The organism is Peribacillus sp. YIM B13472 (assembly GCF_042788005.1).
Lineage (GTDB): Bacteria > Bacillota > Bacilli > Bacillales > DSM-1321 > Peribacillus > Peribacillus simplex_E.
The window spans coordinates 42,411-63,083 of sequence record NZ_JBHZPG010000032.1; the positions used below are offsets into that span (position 1 = coordinate 42,411).

Annotated in this window: 18 protein-coding genes and 2 pseudogenes; 15 read left to right on the forward strand and 5 right to left on the reverse strand. The window is 36.5% G+C overall.

The features are described 5' to 3' along the window. The first annotated feature begins 279 nt into the window (after positions 1–279). The 6 genes and pseudogenes from ACFX4I_RS20340 (at position 280) to ACFX4I_RS20365 (ending at position 4,040) form a co-directional block, all read left to right on the forward strand. A complete protein-coding gene (locus ACFX4I_RS20340; RefSeq protein WP_377422672.1) occupies positions 280–594 on the forward strand; it encodes a hypothetical protein in 315 nt (104 codons plus the stop codon). Further along, a complete protein-coding gene (locus tag ACFX4I_RS20345; RefSeq protein ID WP_377422674.1) occupies positions 554–1,195 on the forward strand; it encodes an SDR family oxidoreductase in 642 nt (213 codons plus the stop codon). Before ACFX4I_RS20340 ends, ACFX4I_RS20345 begins: the two co-directional genes overlap by 41 nt. 159 nt (positions 1,196–1,354) lie before the next feature. Further along, a complete protein-coding gene (locus tag ACFX4I_RS20350) occupies positions 1,355–1,924 on the forward strand; it encodes a cyclophilin-like fold protein (RefSeq protein WP_377422676.1) in 570 nt (189 codons plus the stop codon). 85 nt (positions 1,925–2,009) lie between these two features. Continuing rightward, entirely contained in the window at positions 2,010–3,179 is a 1,170-nt protein-coding gene (locus ACFX4I_RS20355) for an MFS transporter (protein ID WP_377422678.1), read from the forward strand. Positions 3,180–3,350: 171 nt separating this feature from the next. Further along, positions 3,351–3,696: pseudogene (locus ACFX4I_RS20360) on the forward strand (transposase); the annotation flags it as partial. An 80-nt stretch (positions 3,697–3,776) separates the two neighbouring features. Next, the gene (locus ACFX4I_RS20365; RefSeq protein WP_377422681.1) at positions 3,777–4,040 is read left to right on the forward strand and encodes a hypothetical protein; all 264 of its coding nucleotides are present in this window, start codon (positions 3,777–3,779) and stop codon (positions 4,038–4,040) included. A 392-nt stretch (positions 4,041–4,432) separates the two neighbouring features. On the opposite strand, the gene ACFX4I_RS20370 is transcribed toward ACFX4I_RS20365, so the two are convergent. Then, positions 4,433–5,524 (reverse strand): GntR family transcriptional regulator, encoded by a 1,092-nt coding sequence (locus tag ACFX4I_RS20370; protein WP_230301593.1) that lies wholly within the window; start codon positions 5,522–5,524, stop codon positions 4,433–4,435. Between the two features lie 350 nt (positions 5,525–5,874). On the opposite strand from ACFX4I_RS20370, the gene ACFX4I_RS20375 reads away from it, so the two are divergent. From ACFX4I_RS20375 to ACFX4I_RS20395, 5 genes are all read left to right on the forward strand, one after another. Next, positions 5,875–7,482, forward strand: a complete 1,608-nt coding sequence (locus tag ACFX4I_RS20375) for a xylulokinase (RefSeq protein ID WP_377422683.1) — start codon at positions 5,875–5,877, stop codon at positions 7,480–7,482. Between the two features lie 25 nt (positions 7,483–7,507). After that, a complete protein-coding gene (locus ACFX4I_RS20380; protein WP_230301591.1) occupies positions 7,508–8,203 on the forward strand; it encodes an L-ribulose-5-phosphate 4-epimerase in 696 nt (231 codons plus the stop codon). A 51-nt stretch (positions 8,204–8,254) separates the two neighbouring features. Beyond that, positions 8,255–9,679 carry an L-arabinose isomerase gene (araA, locus tag ACFX4I_RS20385; RefSeq protein WP_377422687.1) on the forward strand — a complete coding sequence of 475 codons (1,425 nt, stop codon included), beginning with the start codon at positions 8,255–8,257 and terminating at the stop codon, positions 9,677–9,679. A 316-nt stretch (positions 9,680–9,995) separates the two neighbouring features. Continuing rightward, positions 9,996–11,390: a sugar porter family MFS transporter gene (locus ACFX4I_RS20390; RefSeq protein WP_230175785.1), complete on the forward strand. Its 1,395-nt coding sequence runs from the start codon at positions 9,996–9,998 to the stop codon at positions 11,388–11,390. 286 nt (positions 11,391–11,676) lie between these two features. Beyond that, entirely contained in the window at positions 11,677–12,720 is a 1,044-nt protein-coding gene (locus ACFX4I_RS20395; RefSeq protein ID WP_377422690.1) for an aldose epimerase family protein, read from the forward strand. Between the two features lie 460 nt (positions 12,721–13,180). On the opposite strand, the gene ACFX4I_RS20400 is transcribed toward ACFX4I_RS20395, so the two are convergent. After that, a complete protein-coding gene (locus tag ACFX4I_RS20400; protein WP_377422692.1) occupies positions 13,181–13,819 on the reverse strand; it encodes an HD domain-containing protein in 639 nt (212 codons plus the stop codon). A 116-nt stretch (positions 13,820–13,935) separates the two neighbouring features. Further along, positions 13,936–14,859 carry a LysR family transcriptional regulator gene (locus ACFX4I_RS20405; RefSeq protein WP_377422709.1) on the reverse strand — a complete coding sequence of 308 codons (924 nt, stop codon included), beginning with the start codon at positions 14,857–14,859 and terminating at the stop codon, positions 13,936–13,938. Between the two features lie 472 nt (positions 14,860–15,331). Here ACFX4I_RS20405 and ACFX4I_RS20410 point away from each other — a divergent pair, with 472 nt between their 5' ends. Beyond that, positions 15,332–15,943 (forward strand): FMN-binding negative transcriptional regulator, encoded by a 612-nt coding sequence (locus ACFX4I_RS20410; protein ID WP_377422694.1) that lies wholly within the window; start codon positions 15,332–15,334, stop codon positions 15,941–15,943. 98 nt (positions 15,944–16,041) lie between these two features. On the opposite strand, the pseudogene ACFX4I_RS20415 reads toward ACFX4I_RS20410, so the two are convergent. Next, positions 16,042–16,269, reverse strand: a pseudogene (locus tag ACFX4I_RS20415) (SMR family transporter). Between the two features lie 45 nt (positions 16,270–16,314). Continuing rightward, positions 16,315–17,700: a MocR-like pyridoxine biosynthesis transcription factor PdxR gene (pdxR, locus tag ACFX4I_RS20420; RefSeq protein ID WP_377422697.1), complete on the reverse strand. Its 1,386-nt coding sequence runs from the start codon at positions 17,698–17,700 to the stop codon at positions 16,315–16,317. A 138-nt stretch (positions 17,701–17,838) separates the two neighbouring features. Between pdxR and ACFX4I_RS20425 the strand changes: the two genes are divergently transcribed. The 3 genes from ACFX4I_RS20425 (at position 17,839) to ACFX4I_RS20435 (ending at position 20,115) form a co-directional block, all read left to right on the forward strand. Beyond that, entirely contained in the window at positions 17,839–18,384 is a 546-nt protein-coding gene (locus ACFX4I_RS20425; protein WP_377422699.1) for an FMN-binding negative transcriptional regulator, read from the forward strand. A gap of 297 nt (positions 18,385–18,681) precedes the next feature. Then, on the forward strand, positions 18,682–19,320 hold the full coding sequence (locus ACFX4I_RS20430) for a LysE family translocator (protein ID WP_230301583.1): 639 nt from the start codon (positions 18,682–18,684) through the stop codon (positions 19,318–19,320). A gap of 84 nt (positions 19,321–19,404) precedes the next feature. Continuing rightward, a complete protein-coding gene (locus ACFX4I_RS20435; protein ID WP_377422702.1) occupies positions 19,405–20,115 on the forward strand; it encodes a B3/B4 domain-containing protein in 711 nt (236 codons plus the stop codon). Positions 20,116–20,673 lie beyond the last annotated feature (558 nt).

Below are 20,673 nucleotides of genomic sequence, written 5' to 3' on the forward strand. Positions count from 1 at the left end.
GAATGCTTTGCATGCCAATGGTACTTTGAGTGAAATTGCTGTGTGAATCCTGAATATCTTGTCGGGATTCACACTCTTTTGTCTGAATAGAATTCCATACGCTGTGTACATTTGAAGGGGGGTGTCAATTATTATCACACGCTGGAGTTTTTTATTTTTGGGGGATATTACGAATAGAGAAGATACCTCTAAAAATAACGATAATCAACTTGGATTAGTAGTCAGATAAGTCACGCTGAATTTACCAGACAATAAAACGAAACTGTAGGAGGAAAACGGATGAAAAAACGATTATTTCATTCACTTGCGTTGTTGCTAGTCCTCATCCTTACTGCTTGCAACAACAATGATACTGGCACGAAGGACACGTCTCAACAAGAAGAGGATTCCTCTGGGGCTAAGTCTGGGGAATACGCTGAGATTGGATCTGGTGCTAACCTTGTTAAATTCCCTGAAGACCTTGAAAAAGGGATCGTGTTTGCTACTTACGATCGAGGAGATATTCATGAAGACATCTATGTAAATAGTAAGGAAGCGATTGAAGCTGCACAGAATGGAGAGGAGCTTCCGAGCGGCACCGTTATCTCTTGTTGAATCATTGCCAAATGCTGATATTTCATATGCAGTTGCAGATGTAACGAATAAAGAGGAAGTACAAGCTGTTGCCGATTTGGCAGTCGAAAAGTATGGTCGTGTAGATGTACTTTACAACAATGCTGGAGTGATGCCAACTGCGCTCCTTTCAGAAAGACGCTTTGATGAATGGCGTCAAATGTTAGACATCAATATCATGGGTGTTTTAAATGGTATAGCTGCGGTGTTACCTATCATGAAAAAACAGCAATCCGGTCAAATTATTGCAACTGATTCCGTGGCTGGACACGTTGTTTATCCAACTTCTGCTGTATATTGCGGAACAAAATTTGCTGTTCGTGCCATTATGGAAGGCTTACGTCAAGAAGAACGTGAAAACAATATTCGTAGTACGATGATTTCTCCAGGAGCAGTAGATACCGAATTATATAACACAATCAATGATCCTGAAGCACAAGAAATGTTAAGAAAAAATGCACAGACAGAAGGTTATGGCCTCTCACCGGGCGATGTTGCTGACGCAGTGGTATATGCCATTGGTACACCTGAAACAGTTTCTATAAGTGAAATTTTAATTCGTCCTACAAAACAGCCTATCTAATAAATGTAACAATTAACAAAATGATTCTTCTCAGACAATGGTCGTAAAATGTTTCAATAAAAAAAATGCCTCTTCATTTTGAGGCGTTTTTTATTGATAGTAGGTTCTTGGTAATCTTTGCATATGTCACTTATATGCAAATTCATTTGGGGGATTATATTGAAGAAGACTGCTCAACTGATACTGTTATCACTCATATTATCTTCAATTTTTTTAACAGCTTGCAATAGCAGGACCAATGAAGAAAACACAAGCAGCGAAGAAAATTTGACTATCTATCAAAGTAGCAAACAAGGAGTGACAGCTGATGAATCAAACAACGGGAATAGCCAAGATTCTACACTTGATAATGAAGAGTCAGATGCTATGGAAAATATAAGAATAAAATTAACATTTAACAACGAAGAAGTCATTGTCAAAATGGATGATAATCCAACAAGTAAGGACTTTTTATCATTACTCCCACTTACATTAACATTTGAAGATTATGCGGGAACGGAAAAAATTAGTTATCCAGCAAATAAATTATCTACTGAAGAGGCACCATCAGGAATTGACCCTACAGTTGGAGACTTCACATATTATGCTCCATGGGGGAATTTAGCTATATTTTATAAGGATTTTGGATATTCAAATGGGCTTATTAAACTAGGAGAAATTGAATCTGGAGTAGAGACATTTCAAGATATCAACAGTGATTTTACAGTTACAATTGAAAAAGTTGACTAATTGATAAAGGTAAGATAGCTCCTTAAATAACTCACCTTTACCCAACTTGAAAATGACAATTTTCAGAAAGAAGGAAATCTATTTTATGTCTAAACAAAATAAGTTACTTATATTTATATTAACCGTAGGGGCTTTTGGCATTATAAATACTGAAATGGGGGTTATAGGGATATTACCCTACATTGCTGATTACTTTCATGTCAGTGTATCAAAAGCAGGGTTGCTGGTGAGTCTTTTTGCCCTTACTGTTGCTATATCTGGTCCAACTATGCCGTTATTATTTTCGGGGATAAATCGCAAGAAGGCAATGTTACTTGTACTTGGTATTTTCGTTCTAGGTAACATTGTCTCTATATTTACATCTAATTTTACCATTGCAATAATTGCGCGTGTGATTCCAGCCATATTTCAGCCAATCTATTTTACAGCAGCTTTTACAATGGCTGCTAACTCAGTTAGCAAGGAAGAAGCTCCAAAAGCTGTTTCAAAAGTTTTTATTGGAGTATCTGCGGGGATGGTACTGGGTGTACCAATCGCAAGTTTTCTCGCTAGTGCAGTTTCGTTTCAAATATCAATGTCATTTTTTGCTATAGTGAACGCTATTGTATTTATTGCTACATTAGTATATTTCCCTTCTATGCCTATTAAAGAAAGACTTTCTTACGGAGCTCAATTATCGGTACTAAAAAAACGAATTACATGGCTTTCCATTATTGCTGTCATTTTACTGAATTCAGCCATATTTGGGGTGTATAGTTATCTTGCTGAGTACCTTAAAACCGTTACGGATATCTCTGGGAAATCAATTAGTTTAATGTTAGTCCTATTCGGGGGGGCAAATATTATTGGAAACATTGTGGCAGGAAAGTTACTTACGAAAGATGCCATCAAAACTGTAGTATCTTTTCCTTTTGCATTGGGAGCCGTTTACATCATTTTATTCTTCACAGGACAGTTTACTGTAACTATGGCTATCATGACTTTAGTTTGGGGAATATTGGCTGGTATAGGATCTAATATTAATCAATATTGGATTACGTCTGCAGCTCCAGAAGCTCCAGATTTTGCTAATGGATTATTTTTATCATCCGTTAACTTAGGAACAACCATTGGTACAGCTGTAGGTGGATTATTTATATCACAATTAGGTACACAATACGTCGTATTAGTGGGATTATTATCGTTGGTATTAGGGTTGGTATTTATTTTACTAAGAAACTACATGCATAGTCCTACCAAACAACTTTCTAGATAAGGTATTCATTCAACAATCTATAACAGTTTTCTAATCATTATTGATTTATCATCCCTGTCCAATTTTCTTTGACTGACTGTTCAGGTGTTACCTTAATTAAAAAGCCAAAAAATTAATAATAACCTAGCCTACAACCAAGGTTATTATTAGGCGAGAAATGGAGGATTTAAATGTCACAGCCGATGGCCTCAATGGGCATCGAAAAAGCAAAAAAAATAATGGACTCCGCATCTCGAAACCCATTTCAAAAAAATGTGTATGAAAGTCACGTAATCAATCTTCGTATGTATATTGAGTTGCTTTTTCATTACCAGGGACACCTTTCTGATTTGGAAGAGTGTATAGTGGACCTGGCAAATGAAATCGAAGAATATAAGATCATCCAATCGATTCCCTGTTTAGGAGAAAAATCGCAGCCACGATTTTCTCTGAAATTGGTGAAATCGATTGGTTTAATCATCCGAAAAAACTGGTTGCCTTCGCTGGAGTAAGTCCAAGTGTTCACTCATCGGCTAAAGGGGGAAGATTATCCAATAATAAAAAAATAATATTTACTACAATTTGGTAAAATGATTTAGAGGAGAAGGGTAGTTAATCATGAAAAAATATTTAGGGGTTATTTCGTTTGCTTTAATAATCTTGATTATTTGTTTCTTTGCTGGAACTATAATACAAGTAATTGATCCCGGAGTAACAACTTTTCGTGTAGTGATGATATGTGGAATCATTATATCTTTCTCTTTTCTCAGTGAGAAAGGACTTCTGAGAAAATTAGCTTTAGGTCTTAGTATATTTGTTGGTTTAGTTTACTTTATGGCCGTAGAATTAATGAGAATAATATTCCAGGGTAATGGCTTTTAAATTGATTATTCAACAAACAGGTGCTTACTTCATTACCAGGAGCTGATCAACAGCTCCTTTTTCTTATGCAACTTAAGGGGCAGGTTAGCTCGATAGCCAGTATATAATTGTACACCGTTTGCTTGGTACATCCTATCATATCGGCGATTTCCGCATAGTTTCGACCCTTTATATTCATCAAGATACATTGGTAGGGTTAAAACATCCGTAAATCTTGTAAACCGTGCAAGCATTTTTTTATTTCTTGGATTTCTGGGTTAAGGGTTTCCTTTTGAATGGTTTTCATCATTTGACTACCTCCACATAGGTATGATTGGTTACCTATAAGAAATAGACAAACATTCCCAAAAACCTTTAGTTCCATTTATATAGTGATTGATCACACACTAAGATTATTGTATTTCTAACTCTTTGACAGTTTCGCCTTCAATTAACACTGGTTGATAATAGGTTTCGTTTGGTAAATCCTTCTTTCCTTGTAATTTCTTAATGACCCAATCAGCTGCATCATGTCCCATTTGTTCTTGTGGGTGTGTCAATGTCGTTAATTTGATATTAGCATTTTTCGCAATATAAGAATTGTCCTGGCCAATAATTGATAATTGTTCGGGAATAGAAATATCAAGTTGTCTGCATACATTTGCTACTTCCAACCCTACCTCGTCGTTATAGCAAACAATGGCAGTCAACACGTCTCTATTTTCATTTAGAAACCCTTTCAAGTTCGTGTATAGGTCTAGCTTCGTTTCTGTAGTATACGAAAGCAATTGCTCTGGTTGAAAGCGTAATTTGGCTTCTCCAAGTGCTTTTATATATCCCTTCATTCGATACTTTCCTTGTAAATCATCCATTTTCGAAATGAGTCCAATTTGGGTGTGTCCTTTCGAAATCAATTCTTTTGTTGCGAGGTAGCTTGATTGCACATCATCTAGGCAAAAGAAAGGAACCTCTAATTCTTCATAATAAGCGTTGATCATGATGAATGGAACCTCTTGTTCCTTAAACAAAAGGTAGTAAGCGATGTTGGGATTGTATAGATTGCTTTTTGTAGGTTCAATAATTAAACCATCCACGCCAAATGACAACATCATTTCCAAGGCTTTTTTTTCTTGTTCGACATCATTATTTGTACTGGCTAATAGTAACGAATAATTATCTTCATTCAATCTTCTTTCAATTCCGCGGATTATAGAAGGGAAAATGTAATCAGAAATGTAGGTCGTGATTACACCGATCGTTTTATTTTTGGAATGGCCAACAGATTTTGATTGATATTGGTTACTAACATATGTGCCAGATCCTTTTTCACTTCTTAAGAATCCCTCGTTTGATAATTCTAAAATGGACTTTCGTACAGTGTGTCGGCTAACGTTGTACATTTCTTGCATGGCGGTTTCAGTAGGAATTTGTTCCCCTACACTATATTCACCTGTAAGGATTTTATTTTTTAAATCATCAATGATTACCTGATACTTTGGTTTCATTAAACCTCACTTCTTTCATAGTTGTTTGCATTCTAATTTATTTGCTTAAAATATTTGTGCGGACATATTTTAACATAATTTTGAATAAATTAAAACAAATCACCCTAGTTTTTTGTATGAATTATTGAAAAGTTATAAATTCCCCTTATTTACCTTAAGGTTTTATGTAATATAAATCCCTTTATTACTAATTTACTAACTTTAAGGTGAGGATAGAGGATTTTTCTCGAAAGTTGTAAGTATAAATAATATTGATTGTTGACAAATGTACGTACAAAAAATATAATATGGTTGTTAATAAATTTAAGCGCCTCCTTTTTATTGAAAGCGCTGTCAGGAGGGGGATTAACGTGCAAACGAATCGATTAAAAATTAAACAAGCGATTACCGAGGGAGGAACCTCACTTGGAATCGAATTTGGATCCACACGTATTAAAGCGGTGTTGATTGATAATCGTTATGAAACAATCGCATCTGGAAGTTATGAGTGGGAGAACCTCTTGGAAGATGGAATTTGGACGTACAACTTAGTGGATATTATCACTGGTCTGCAAACAGCTTATAGTGAAATGAAGCAAGAAGTTGAATGGAATTACGGAATTACAATTCGGAAAATAGGTTCTATTGGAGTTTCCGCAATGATGCATGGGTATATGGCTTTTGACAGTACGGGGGAGCTACTTGTTCCGTTTCGAACTTGGCGTAACTCAACAACTGGTGTTGCAGCAAAAGAATTAACTAATCAATTTCAATTTAATATTCCTGAACGATGGAGTATTGCTCACCTTTATCAAGCAATATTAAATGAAGAGAAACATTTGCCTCGCATTGATTGTATTACGACTTTAGCTGGATACATTCACTGGTTATTGACTGGTAATAAAGCAATTGGCATTGGAGATGCTTCAGGCATGTTCCCAATTGATAAATCAACTCAAGATTACAATGAATCAATGGTCAAGCAGTTTGACGATTTAATTGCGAAAAAAGGTTATTCATGGAAGCTAAAAGAGATTCTTCCTAAAGTCTACATTTCGGGCGAGCAAGCGGGTGAATTAACTGAAATTGGAGCGAAAATCCTGGATAGATCAAGAAATTTACAACCAGGCACTCCAATTTGCCCACCAGAAGGCGATGCTGGAACTGGAATGGTTGCTACGAATAGTGTGAGGAAACGTACCGGAAACATCTCAGTAGGAACTTCCGTTTTTGCCATGATTGTACTAGAGAAAGAACTTTCAAAAGTTTATCCAGAAATTGATCTGGTAACTACACCAAACGGAAGTCTCGTTGGAATGGTTCACGCGAATAACTGTTCAAGTGATCTGAATGCTTGGCTGGGATTGTTCCGTGAATTTTCTGAGGCAATGGGACAAAAAATTGATACAAATAAATTATTTGAAGTAATGTTGAATAAGGCTTTGGAAGCGGATCCAGATGGTGGCGGTTTGCTTAGCTACGGTTATTTCTCAGGTGAAAATATCACAGGATTAGAAAAAGGACGACCATTATTTGTTCGCTCTCCTGAGAGTCATTTCAATTTAGCAAACTTCATGCGGACTCACCTTTTTACTGCTTTCGGTGCTTTGAAAATCGGAATGGGTATTTTGACAAAGGAAGAAAATGTTGCAATTGATCGAATATTGGCTCACGGTGGTTTATTTAAAACCCCTCTTGTTGGACAAAAAATTGTTGCCGCTGCAATGAATACTCCAGTATCAATTATGTCAACAGCAGGAGAAGGCGGCGCGTGGGGAATGGCGATTCTTGCATCTTACATGATGAATAAAGATCAAAAGGAAAGTTTAGAAGACTTCCTTGACAAAAAAGTATTCGAAGAGGTTGATGGACAAGAAATTTATCCTGATCAAGTAGATGTTAAAGGATTTGAAGCATTTATTGAAAGATACAGGAAGGGTTTAGTGATTGAGCAGGCAGCTGTAGACAATTTGATGTAATGAGTGGAAAACTGGAGGGATTGACTTGTTAGAACAACTGAAAGAAGAGGTATTTCAAGCAAATTTGGACTTGCCTAAATATGGACTCGTGAAATATACATGGGGAAATGCGAGTGCCATTGATCGTGAAAGCGGTTTATTTGTTATCAAACCTAGTGGTGTTGATTACGAAACGATGAAAGCCAGCGATATGGTTGTTGTTGATTTAGATGGCAATATTGTTGAAGGAGAGTTGAGGCCTTCATCAGATACAGCGACTCACGCAGTACTTTATAGATATTACCAAGAAATCGGCGGCATTGTGCATACTCATTCAACTTGGGCGACAATTTGGGCTCAAGCAGGCCTTGATGTTCCAGCGATGGGGACCACTCATGCAGACACATTTTATGGATCCGTCCCATGTGCCCGCTACCTAACACAAGAGGAGATTGTTCGTGGGTACGAAGTGGAGACTGGGAAGTTAATCATCGAAACATTTGAAGAGCGCGGGTTAGACATTTTAGCCGTTCCTGGTATCTTACTTCATGGTCATGGTCCCTTTACTTGGGGAAAAGATGCAAAATCCGCCGTAATGAATAGTGTGGTGTTGGATGAAGTTTCGAAAATGAATTTATTTACACGGGAACTAAATCATTTTGCAAAAGAATTACCACAAAATATTTTGGATAAACACTATTTACGAAAACATGGAAAATATGCTTATTACGGTCAAAAGTAAGATCAACTCTATCAAATTATCAAACCATTAGATAAAGAAAAGAGGCTTATTATGTTAACAACAGAAAAAAAGGAATTTTGGTTTGTAGTAGGATCACAACATCTATATGGGGAAGAAGCGTTAGCAGAGGTCAAGGCGCATGCACAAACGATAACCGATGCATTAAATGAAAGCGGTATTTTACCTTATCCACTTGTATTGCAAGATTTAGCTGTTAGTGCAGATAAAATCACAAGCATCATGAAAGAAGTCAACTATCGTGACGAAGTTGCCGGTGTCATCACTTGGATGCATACTTTCTCACCTGCAAAAATGTGGATTCGTGGAACAAAACTATTACAAAAACCGTTGCTTCATTTAGCTACACAATTCAATGAAAGCATTCCTTGGGCAACGATTGATATGGACTTTATGAACCTGAACCAATCCGCCCATGGTGACCGTGAATATGGTTTTATCAATGCCCGTTTGAAAAAACAAAATAAAGTTGTTGTAGGATATTGGGAGCGCCCTGAAGTGCAACAGCAAATTGCACAATGGATGGACGTAGCGGTTGCTTATAACGAAAGCTTCAACATTAAGGTCGCTCGCTTTGGAGACAACATGCGTAACGTTGGAGTAACCGAAGGGGATAAGGTTGAAGCGCAAATCCAATTTGGGTGGACAGTTGACTATTTTGGAATCGGAGACCTTGTTCAATATGTAAATGCGGTTACTGATGAAGAAATTGATTCTTTATTTGCAGAATACGAAGGCCTTTATGAATTTGATTATGGTACCTACAGTAGGGAAGATTGGGAGAAAAGCGTAAAGGTACAGGTGAGCTATGAAATTGCGATTAAACGTTTCCTTGATGATGGTGGTTACACGGCCTTCACAACGAACTTCGAAGATTTATATGGGATGAAACAACTTCCTGGTCTTGCCGTCCAACGTTTGATGGCACAAGGATATGGCTTTGCGGGTGAAGGAGATTGGAAGACGGCAGCACTTGATCGCTTACTGAAAGTGATGAGCCATAACCAATCAACTGGCTTTATGGAAGATTACACATATGAATTAGCTGCTGGACAAGAATCAATCCTTCAATCACATATGCTTGAAGTCGACCCATCTTTAGCAAGTAACAAACCAAAAATTATCGTATCTCCATTAGGTATAGGTGATCGTGAAGATCCAGCACGTTTAGTATTCGACGGCAAAGCAGGAGACGGTGTCGTTGTTTCCATGGCTGACTTTGGTACAAACTATAAACTTTTGATTAATGAAGTTTCTGCATTTGAGCCAACTGTTCCAGCACCAAACCTTCCAGTGGCCCGTGTACTTTGGGAAGTGAAGCCAAACTTCCAAGATGGAGTGAAAGCGTGGCTTGAGAATGGTGGCGGTCACCATACAGTTGTTTCATTGAACTTAACAACAGACCAAATCATAACCTATGCAAAACTTGTTGGCTTGGAATACGTAGTTATTAAGTAATGTTTCTCCCCTCCAAGGAGGCTCTGCTTCCTTGGAGGGAAGAAATAGGTACTCCAGAGGTTGTAGTATGGAAATAGTAACCATTAGTTTGATCACTTTTTTTGTAAGCGTGTTCGTAGTTTTCTGGAAAAAGATGAAAGCGTTTTAATAGCACAATAACGACACAGAATTCATCCTAATCAATAATTTTTAAGATGAATCTACTAGCATGTATTTGTAGTTTGAAAACACTATTATTTTCTTAAAAAGCAATCAATATTTTTAGTAGTGGGATTTTTTAAAAATATAATTTTAAAACCTTGAGGAGGGAATTTTAATGGTTAATGAAAAGAAAATCTCAAGTGGATTCATTTATTTTTTTGGGGCTTTTGGAGGCATTCTCTTCGGTTATGATATCGGCGTTATGACGGGTGCTTTACCTTTTCTGCAACATGATTGGAACCTTCAAAACAACCCTGGTGCCATTGGCTGGATTACCTCTTCGTTGATGTTTGGAGCTATATTTGGAGGTGCCCTGGCCGGACAACTTTCCGATCGTTTAGGACGGCGCAAAATGATTTTAATATCTTCTATCATTTTTGCTGTTGGCTCCATTTTGGCAGGAATATCGCCTCATAAAGGGCTCCTTTTTATGATTGTTGCCCGGATTTTATTAGGGTTGGCTGTAGGTGCTGCTTCTGCGTTGGTCCCAGCCTATATGTCGGAAATGGCGCCGGCACGTTTACGTGGACGTCTGTCAGGAATTAATCAAACAATGATTGTCTCTGGAATGTTACTTTCGTACATTGTCGCTTATTTATTGAAAGACTTACCAGGAACTATGGCATGGCGGTTGATGCTTAGTTTGGCTGCCGTACCTGCTTTGATCTTATTTATTGGAGTGTCAAGGTTACCCGAATCACCACGTTTTTTAATTAAGAACAATAAAATTGATGAAGCTCGTAAGGTGTTGGGCTTTATTCGCTCTAACAAAGAACAAATTGACTCTGAAATAATACAAATTCAAGAAACTGTTAAAGAGGAAGCAAAGGTAAATCAAAAAGCATCTTGGGGTACACTTTTAAGTAATAAATACCGTTATTTAGTAATTGCTGGTGTGGGTGTTGCTGCGTTTCAACAATTCCAGGGCGCAAACGCAATTTTTTATTATATTCCTATGATTGTGGAAAAAGCAACAGGGCATGAAGCCAGCTCAGTATTGATGTGGCCAATTATTCAAGGGGTTATTCTCGTACTAGGTTCATTAATATTCCTTATGATTGCTGATAAATTTAATCGCCGTACTTTATTAACAATAGGCGGAACTATTATGGGACTATCCTTTATTTTGCCGGCAATATTGAATATATTAATTCCTAATGCAAATCCGATGATGATGGTTGTTTTTTTAAGTATCTATGTAGCACTTTATTCATTCACGTGGGCTCCTTTAACCTGGGTCATAGTTGGAGAAATTTTCCCGCTGGTAATTCGCGGGCGTGCATCAGGAATAGCTTCATCATTTAACTGGATTGGTTCTTTCTTGGTTGGGTTGCTATTTCCAATCATGACCGCTTCGATGTCTCAAGAAGCTGTTTTTGCAATCTTTGGTGCTATTTGTTTACTTGGTGTTTTATTTATCCGGACATGCGTTCCTGAAACTCGAGGTCATACTTTGGAGGAAATTGAAAAAATTGGAGAAAGCAAACAAGCTAAGGGAAAAAGTGCTTAAATTAGACCTTTGAGATTTGGAGCAGAATTCAAAGGAGCTATACGCAAATAGGAGAGTTAAGCATGCATTTTAAATCAGGGGGGCATAAGGGAAAATACTTCTGTAATTATGATCTACACACACATCATGAACATGTTGATTTACTCATATGATTCCCTTATCTTAAGGCCGATGTTGCTACTTCGGCTTTTCACCATTAAAATGTTTGCTGAACTTTTTTGTGCAATTCAAGGTTTTTTAGCTTTTATTTATATGAAGGAATTTAATAGGGAAGGAGCCGAAAAAAATGAAAACATCACAAAGCTCGTTTGGAAATGAAGTCTTGCTGTTTACTATAGAAAATGATCATGGAGTAAGAATGGAAGTTACAAACTTTGGTGCAAGAATCGTCAATCTGTTCGTCCTAACGGAAACGGGTCATAATAATATCGTATTGGGATTTGACTCGATTGAGGATTACAAAAAAGAAACATATTATGGAGCAACAATAGGAAGAGTCGCTGGAAGAATAAAAAATGGCCAATTTTCGATTGGTGAATCACGTTACCAAACATCTGTAAATCAATTAGGGAATACATTACACGGTGGCAGCCCTGGATTCGATGAAAAAATCTGGGATTATGAAGTGAAGGAGGCGGATGAAAGTGCATCAATCATCTTTTCAACCCACTCACCTGATGGCGAGAATGGTTTTCCGGGGAATTTGAAAGTAAGTGTGACTTACACATTAGACAACTTAAATATTTGGTCAGTCAGCTATCAAGCAACTAGTGATAAAAACACAATTTTTAATCCGACCAATCACGTCTATTTTAACTTAACAGGGCATCCCAGCAATCCAATTGATGATCATTTCTTACAAATCTTTTCTGAAGAATTTGCACCATTAAATGACGATACCACGGTAACTGGGGAAAAGCGAAGCACAATTGGCACGCCTTATGATTTTCGAACCCCAAAGAAATTAAAATCAACCTTTGAAGCCATTGACGCAGAAGTTAAAAAGGTTCAGGGAATCGATCATCCATTCTTCCTAACTTGCTCAGGACTTCATCAAACTGCAGCCAAATTAATTAGTCCTGACCAGAAATTATCAGTCGAGGTATACACAGAAGAGCCTGCGGTTGTCATTTACACTGCAAACTTTGTGGAAGGTGTGCCACTCATGCACGGAGATAAATTAATTCAACACGGCGGGATAACGTTTGAAACCCAAGCTGCACCAGGAGCAATTGAATTTGAGGATTTTGGAGATATTCTTCTTTTAGCAGGCGAAAATTATACTTCCCAAACAAAATACAAAATTGAGGTCAGGACCCGACTCAGCTGAAGTTTCCAGTTAGTGTGTTAAAGTGTCGGATAGGTGGATTTGGTTTCGGTATTTTCACATCGATTCGGCTGCTAGTTAGGGTAGGCATCCGGTGCCTGTCAGAGCGTTCGAGCATAGGTCGTTACATATATAGGGTGGGATTCCCGCCGAATAAGAGTTAACCACTCACTGGAACTGAGTTTTGGAGGAGAGAGGATAACTTATATCTAAGCGTAAACAGTTGGATAGTGTGTCGCAAACTAAGGTTAAAGGAAAGCCACCATTTAAACAGCGCATATTAAATACGTAGCACCTCCTGGTACGATACTTGTATCACTCAAAGGAGGTGCTTATCCTATGCCGCAACAAAAATTAACGATTGTCCCCGTTACATTATATGAAGGAATTTAATAACCGTTGAATCTCCTGTTGCTACTAACTTCCTACCACGATTCGCTGTTACGTTGTGCATTTTAGTACCCTATTCTGTCCATGGTGAATGCAAAATACAATCACAGAAATTTTTATTTTTATATTCCGGTCTAAAATATTCAATAATATCTTCCTTCATATTGCCAAAAGTAGTTTCTGGCTTATGCTTAAAGCCCTCATAAAACGCTGGAATAATGTCCTTCTTGAAATTGTTACGTGGGAAGGCTTTTATAATTTCTTCACGCAAGTCGTCAGGGAATTGTTCAAAGCCATCTCCCATCACATCTAAACCAACACCTGAAAAGAGTAGTGCCACTTCAGACTCTTTATGTTCTGCAACGCCAGGTGTCGTATGTAATGCAATAGCATCCCATACAAGACGAATCGACTCATCTGGAATTTGATACTGTTGTAAAAAGCTTCTCGCTGCATTTGCACCGTCTACTTCAAATCGTAAATCTGGACTACTGAATTTTTTTGTTAAGCCTAAATCATGGAATAATGCACTAACATATAGCAACTCTAAATCATAATTATGCTTCGTTTTTTTTCCGTTGACTGCACCAAATAAAAATACACGATTTGAATGATTCCACAACAAGTCGTCCCCATGCTCGCGTAAAAGATCTGCTGCTTCTTTAGCCATTCGAGAATCTGGAATTTTAATACCTGCTACTTCTTGAAACATAATTGAAAATCCCCTTTACAATTTGATAGTTCTCATCCAAATGAACTTATATTCATTGTAAAGAGGAATTTATCATTTATCTATCCTTTCATTTCTATGATAATAATAGATAAAAACTATAATATAGAACTTTTCAAAGAAGCTATCTCATCTTTTTCTGTATGATAACGCAGTCTTTCGATTTCACATAATAATAACTTAATATACTTACGTGCAGCATAATTGATAAAACAATTCTTTTTCATCACGAGATAAACAGCTCTAGTCAAAGATGGTTTTTCAATGCGTTGGAAAAATAAATCCTCTGTATCATAAAATTCATATAATGTACGCGAAACAAAACTGCGGCCAACCCCATTTCGAACGAGCTTCAAGATAGATTCAATGCTAGACGTTTCTATAATAGGTTCTATCTGCCTGCCAACCTCAATACTCGTTTTATCAAGTATTTTTCTGCATTGATGAATATTTGGAAATAAGATAAGAGAACTGTCTAAAACATCGGAAAATGAAACCTTCTGCTCTCCATTACTTTGATTACTAATCAGGTAAAATTCTTCATCATACAACTTCGTCACCAGCAACATATCATAGCGATTGAATTCAAAACCAATACCAAAATCAGCTTGATTCTCTAAAACAGCCTTTTCCACTTGATCCGTACTTTGAATAAACACTTTTATGTTCGGATATAATTGGTTAAATTTAATACACAATGTGGATACCAAATCAGTTATTTCTCCTGGTAACACAGCAATTTTCAATTCCCCGATTTCTACTTCTGTAAGGGCTTTAATTTGAGAAGATATACTTTGTAAGGAAGTTTGAATATTCAATGCTTCTTGTTGGACGATTTCTCCCACCTTAGTAAGCTCAATCTTCTTACCAATACGGTTAAAAAGTGCATAGCCTACATCTTGTTCAAGCATTTTAATTTGATGGCTTAAAGTTGGTTGCGATATTCCTAATTTTTCAGCTGCTTTTGTAAAATGCAGTTCTTTACTGACCATTAAAAAATATTCTAAATGTCTTAATTCGATACGATTTCAATCCTTTCTAATGAAAATAATTATTGGCTATCTGTTTGCTTCCAATATAATAATCTAGTTATTAAATTACTTTATTTGAAGGAATTATTCCATAATTTGGCCTGATTGCTGGATGAAATTAAAAAAACCATCATCTATCTGGTATTTTGGTTCATAAATAACTCTATGATGTTGGATAACTTGTCAGGACCGCTAAACAGAAATCACGTTCTAATTGTTGCTACAAAATTGAAGCAGCAATTAGACGTGATTTAGGGATTTTGATTCTTATTTTATAGGGGTGGATATTATTTTATTTTTAATCGTAATTAATTCACTATTAGAAAAATTCACCATTGACATGTTCAATTATTAATAATTGTACCTTTTTAGATGTCAGTTTACATAATAAAATATCACATATAATACTTAAAATTTGAGATAGCCGCAAATTACAAAGGCTTTATCAAGGAGGAGCTAAATCATGTATATACCTAAACATTTTCAACTCAAGGATGAAGAAATAATTTATGATTTTATCGAAAAGTATAGCTTTGCCACTTTATTTTCTCAACACAATGGAGAACCATATGCTACCCATCTTCCACTCATATTAAATAAAGGTGAAAGTGCTTTATATGGTCATTTTGCCCGCCCAAACGAACAATGGAAGGATATTGAATACCAACAAGTTCTTGCGATTTTCCAAGGTCCCCATTGTTATATATCTCCGTCTTGGTATGAAACAACGAAGGCAGTTCCTACTTGGAATTATGTGTCTATCCATTTATATGGAAAGATGGAGATTGTCGAAGATCAAAAAGTCATATTCAATTCTCTAAATGATATGGTAAACAAATATGAAAGTCCAGATAGCCTATACAATTTAAACGATGTAGATTCCAGATTTATCGAAGGAATGAGTAAAGGGATTGTAGCATTTAAAATAAAAATCACAAAAATTGAAGCGAAAGCTAAATTAAGTCAAAATCACCCTGTGGAACGTCAAGAATTAATTATTAAGCATCTAGAAAACACTTCTCAACAAGATAATCTACAAATAGCATCTCTTATGAAGAAAAATCCACAAAAATAAAAGTTATTCGACTTTGTCTTGTTCATCTGATGTGGTAGATTTGTTAAATAATTAAGCCTAATTTCAGATGGAAATTAGGCTTTAAATTATCCTTCAATTTATTTAGAAACAAGATTTAGACCTACAGCTGCACTTAATACCAACCCAATAAAAACTAAAGATCATTCCAAATATTGCTCCACCTGACGCACCAATTCCCGTCCTTATTCCATAAGCTGTATCCGTGTTTCCATTGCATAGGATAAAAATGTGAAGCTCGCTCCAAATCCAATAAGGCTAGAGATTTTTAAGGTCCTTATGAAGATTATTTTTGCAACACCAAACATTTCAAATAAAACAGCTACAATTCGTTTGTTCAAAGAATTGTAGAGTTATTCTTTTAACCATGCCTTCTTTAAGAGTTTCACACCCACATCAATTTCATCGTCAGAAAGATTACTGAAACCTAGTTTAACCATTGGTCCTTCGGTGTTATTTTTAATGAAGTAGAGGGACGTAGGATACACCGTAACGCCATGAAAGGAAGCTTGTTGAATTAACCATTCTTCTGAATGCTTCAGATGTACTTTGACTAATACATACAAACCGGATTGTTCACCAATAATTGATATATTTTGAGCGAATTGCTCTTTTAATGCGGATACTAAGTGCTGCATTTTTCTTTTATAAACAAGGCGCATACGTTTAATATGTCGACTCCATTCTCCCTCTTCCATAAGTTTAGCCATTGTAAGCTGGCTAAGCAGGGAGGTAGTAGCTTCAAAGTGAAGATACTGATTTTTAAAACGATTTAAAAGTGGCTTTGGCAAGACCATATAACTTAAACGAATTCCTGGAAGAAAGGACTTCGAGAAATTCCCTAAATAAATGACTCTTGCTGAATCAATGGAGGCAAGAGCAGGAAATGGTTTTTGTGTATAGCGAAATTCACTATCATAATCGTCTTCGATAATATATCCACACATCTTGTTAACCCAATGAATAAGCATTTGCCGTTGTTGAATAGACATGCTTACTCCAATTGGACTTTGATGAGAAGGGGTTACATATATTAATCGTGATTTCATTTGTTCTAATTGTGAAAGTTCAGCACCTGTTTCATAAACCGGCAAAGTTTCAAACATAAAACGATGGAATTGAAAAGCTTCCCTAGCACCGTCGTAACCAGGGTCTTCAACTATAATACTCTGGAATTCATCCTTCAGTATATGTCCAAGGTATACAAGCATTTGTTGGGTACTGCTTCCGATAATAATTGCATTTGCATTTGTTTTCACTCCGCGTGATTGGAATAAATATGTGGAGATTTGTTCGCGCAAGCATTCTTCACCAAATGGTTCTCCGTATCGAAAGCTATCCTGTAATGTTAATACTTGATTAGCAATTCTCCTCCAAATTTTCAGTGGGAAATGTGTTTGATCAACGGCATCTGCCCTGAAATTAACTACCGGAGGTTTCTTGGACTCAGTCTGCTTTTTATCATAAGAGATTAATGGCTCCTGAAATATTAGGGGTTCTAACTCATTCGCAAAATAACCTTTTCTGCCCTCTCCACGAATATACCCCTCAGCAACAAGTTGTTCATATGCCAGTAAAGTTGTATTACGGCTTACATGTAAGGAATCTGCAAGTTGACGAATGGAGGGTAATTGCTCATTCGCCAAAATGTCTCCTTGTTCAATATATGATTTGAATTTCTCATAGATTTGTTTGTATTTTGGGGAGTTATTATTAAAAGTAAAAATGGTATTATTCATTTGCATTCCCTCTGACATGTATATTTGTTTAATATTGTACCTTTTTTGATGTCAATTTGTATAATATTATTTTTTTATCGGATATTTTTAATGATTATATATTTAAAAACTCAAATACAAGTTGAAAGGATGATTATTGTGTACATTCCTAAGCAATATCGTATGAAAAATGAAGAGGCAATTCAAATTATGAAGTCTAACCCGTTTGCCTTAATGATTACTGTTGATGTGCATCGTCCCATGGCTACGCATATTCCTTTGGAAATTCGGGAAGATGAAGGGAAAATCTATGCGACTGGGCACATTGCATACGGAAACAAGCAGAAAAAAACTTTAGACAATAATAGTGATGTGTTACTGATTTTTCAAGGGCAGCACGCTTATATATCATCAAGTTGGTATCAGTGCGAAGAGGTTCCTACATGGGACTATCTAGCTGTACATGCGTATGGATCAGCACGTGTAATCACTGAAGACGAGCTGATTTCCTCCTTGGATACTATGCTTAATCACTATGAGTCTCACCGAGAAAATGGTCGGACCTGGGAAACGTTTGATCCAGAGTTGCTTAAGAGTGAAATGAAAGGAATAGTTGGCTTTGAAATTGAAATCACATCTATTCAAGCTGCAGCCAAAATGAGTCAAAATCGTAATGACACCGATTACAAAGCGATTATTACTTAGCTTGAAAAATCAAATGAACAAGGGGAAATTCAGGTTGCTCAGTGGATGCGTGAGCAACGGAAAGGGTTATTAAAATGATTGTAAGGGTGGCACCCCTAAAATCAAAAATGGTGTTTATCACTTTTTAGGGAAAGAAAAGGTAAGTCAAAACCATTCCTTACAAAGACAAGAGCTCATTATGAAACAGTTGGAACAGATTCCTTTTCTAAATGAGCAACAAAGCGCCTCTTTGCTTTCGCCATTCAAGGAGGAGCCCAATCAAATCATGTGTAAAAATACAACAAGGAGTTGCTTTTTATGGAGTTTTCAAATATTTGGCTATTTGTAATTGCTGCTGCTACATTGTTAATAATACCTGGACCAGCTGTGTTATATATTATGGCAAGAAGTATAGATCAAGGGAAGAAAGCGGGCATAGTATCAGTTCTTGGTGTATCTCTTGGTGGTTCTGTTCATGTTTTAGCTGGAGCAATTGGAGTATCTGCGATCCTTATGACATCAGCAACAGCCTTTAATATCGTTAAATACTTAGGTGCTGCTTATCTAATCTATCTGGGGTGTAGGACTTTATTTTCTACATCTGATCGAACGACTTCAGAAATACCAAAAGCCCCTCGCAAAAAGTTATTAAAGATATTTTACGAATCTGCGCTTGTAGAAGTAATGAATCCTAAGACAGCACTCTTCTTTTTAGCCTTCTTTCCGCAATTCATATCACCTTCTGCTGGATCAGTCACAATACAATTTTTGCTTTTAGGAATAATATTTATTATCCTAGCTTTTATTAGTGATGGTCTGTATGCAGTTCTTGCAGCAAGTATTAGAAAGCGGATTCTGGGTAGTGAAGTAAATTCAAAGTTACAGAATCGGATAACTGGTTATTTATATATTGTTCTAGGGGTATTCTCCGCCTTTGCGAGCCCCTCCAAAACATAAGAGTGTTTGATGAAATTATCTAGTTGGTACAACAAATAGCGATTCCACTAAGACAATAAGTAAAATGAAATGGAGGGGTATTTTATGCCTAGATTTATCATTGAAGATGATTTTTGGTCGTTATTCCCACATGCAAAAATAGGCACCGTTATTTGCCAGGGGATTGATAATTCAATAAAGGACGTGGAATTCTACGAGAAGCTGCTGCAGGAGGCAGAGAAAGAAGCACATAAATTTCTCAGTCTGGAGGAATTCAGTAGTAATCCAGTCATATTCGTTTGGCGAGAAGCTTTTCAGAAATTCAAAACAAAGAAAGGGGCAAGGTGTTCCATTGAAGCTTTATTAAAAAGAGTGAAAAATGGCAATCATATCGGAACAATAAACCCGCTTGTTGACATCTATAATTCAATTTCATTGCGTTATGGGCTTCCTTGTGGTGGAGAAGATATCGACACTTGTGTAGGCGATATTCGGCTAACGCAGGCAGATGGGAACGAACCGTTTATCCCATTGGGAAATGATGAAAATGCTTCACCATATGAAGGTGAAATTGTTTATAAAGATGATGACGGAGCAATATGCAGATGCTGGAATTGGCGTGAATCTCTGAGGACGATGCTAACAGAAAATACGAAAAATGCATTCCTCTGTATAGAATTAATAGATGAAACAAGAAGTGATGAGTTTCATATGGCGCTAAAAGAATTGTCTGATTTAGTGTCACATAAACTTGGTGGTATTGTTAAGGTGGAAGTATTAGATATTAATAATAGGGAAATTACAATCTTTGATTAGTCAAATAGCGTAAAAAATGATACTTTGTTCTGCAAATGTTATGGAATTCGATTCTTGTACGATGTATCAAATGTTTTCAAGGCCGACAAGATTCAAGATAAGTGACAAAGTATCTTCGTGAATCCAACTATGAAACCCAGTAAATTTATGAATCGCGTTTCTACATAATATCAAAAGTAGATAACTAGATTTCTAGGTTATAACCCTTATTCAACAAGAGGGGAGTAGCTTATAAATAATTAAATCCCAATTTCTGATTTACATTACTGAGAGATTGGGATTTTAACCCAGAAGAAGTATCCTAAACCTTTTACTGTGATTTCTTCTGCATGATATTTAAAAGCAACATTTACATTAAAGTATCGCTTGCTTTTTCATCAACAGTTTCGGTCAATTGTTAACTAAAGCAAGATACTAGGGTTTAGTTTTCAGGGAAATTTTGTAATATTCACAGATGCAACAAATTGATAAATGACCGCTTGAAACTTCGACAACTGACAAAGCGAAATTGGAATGTTCCACTAGACTACCGAATATTGAAATTGAACCAAGTAATAG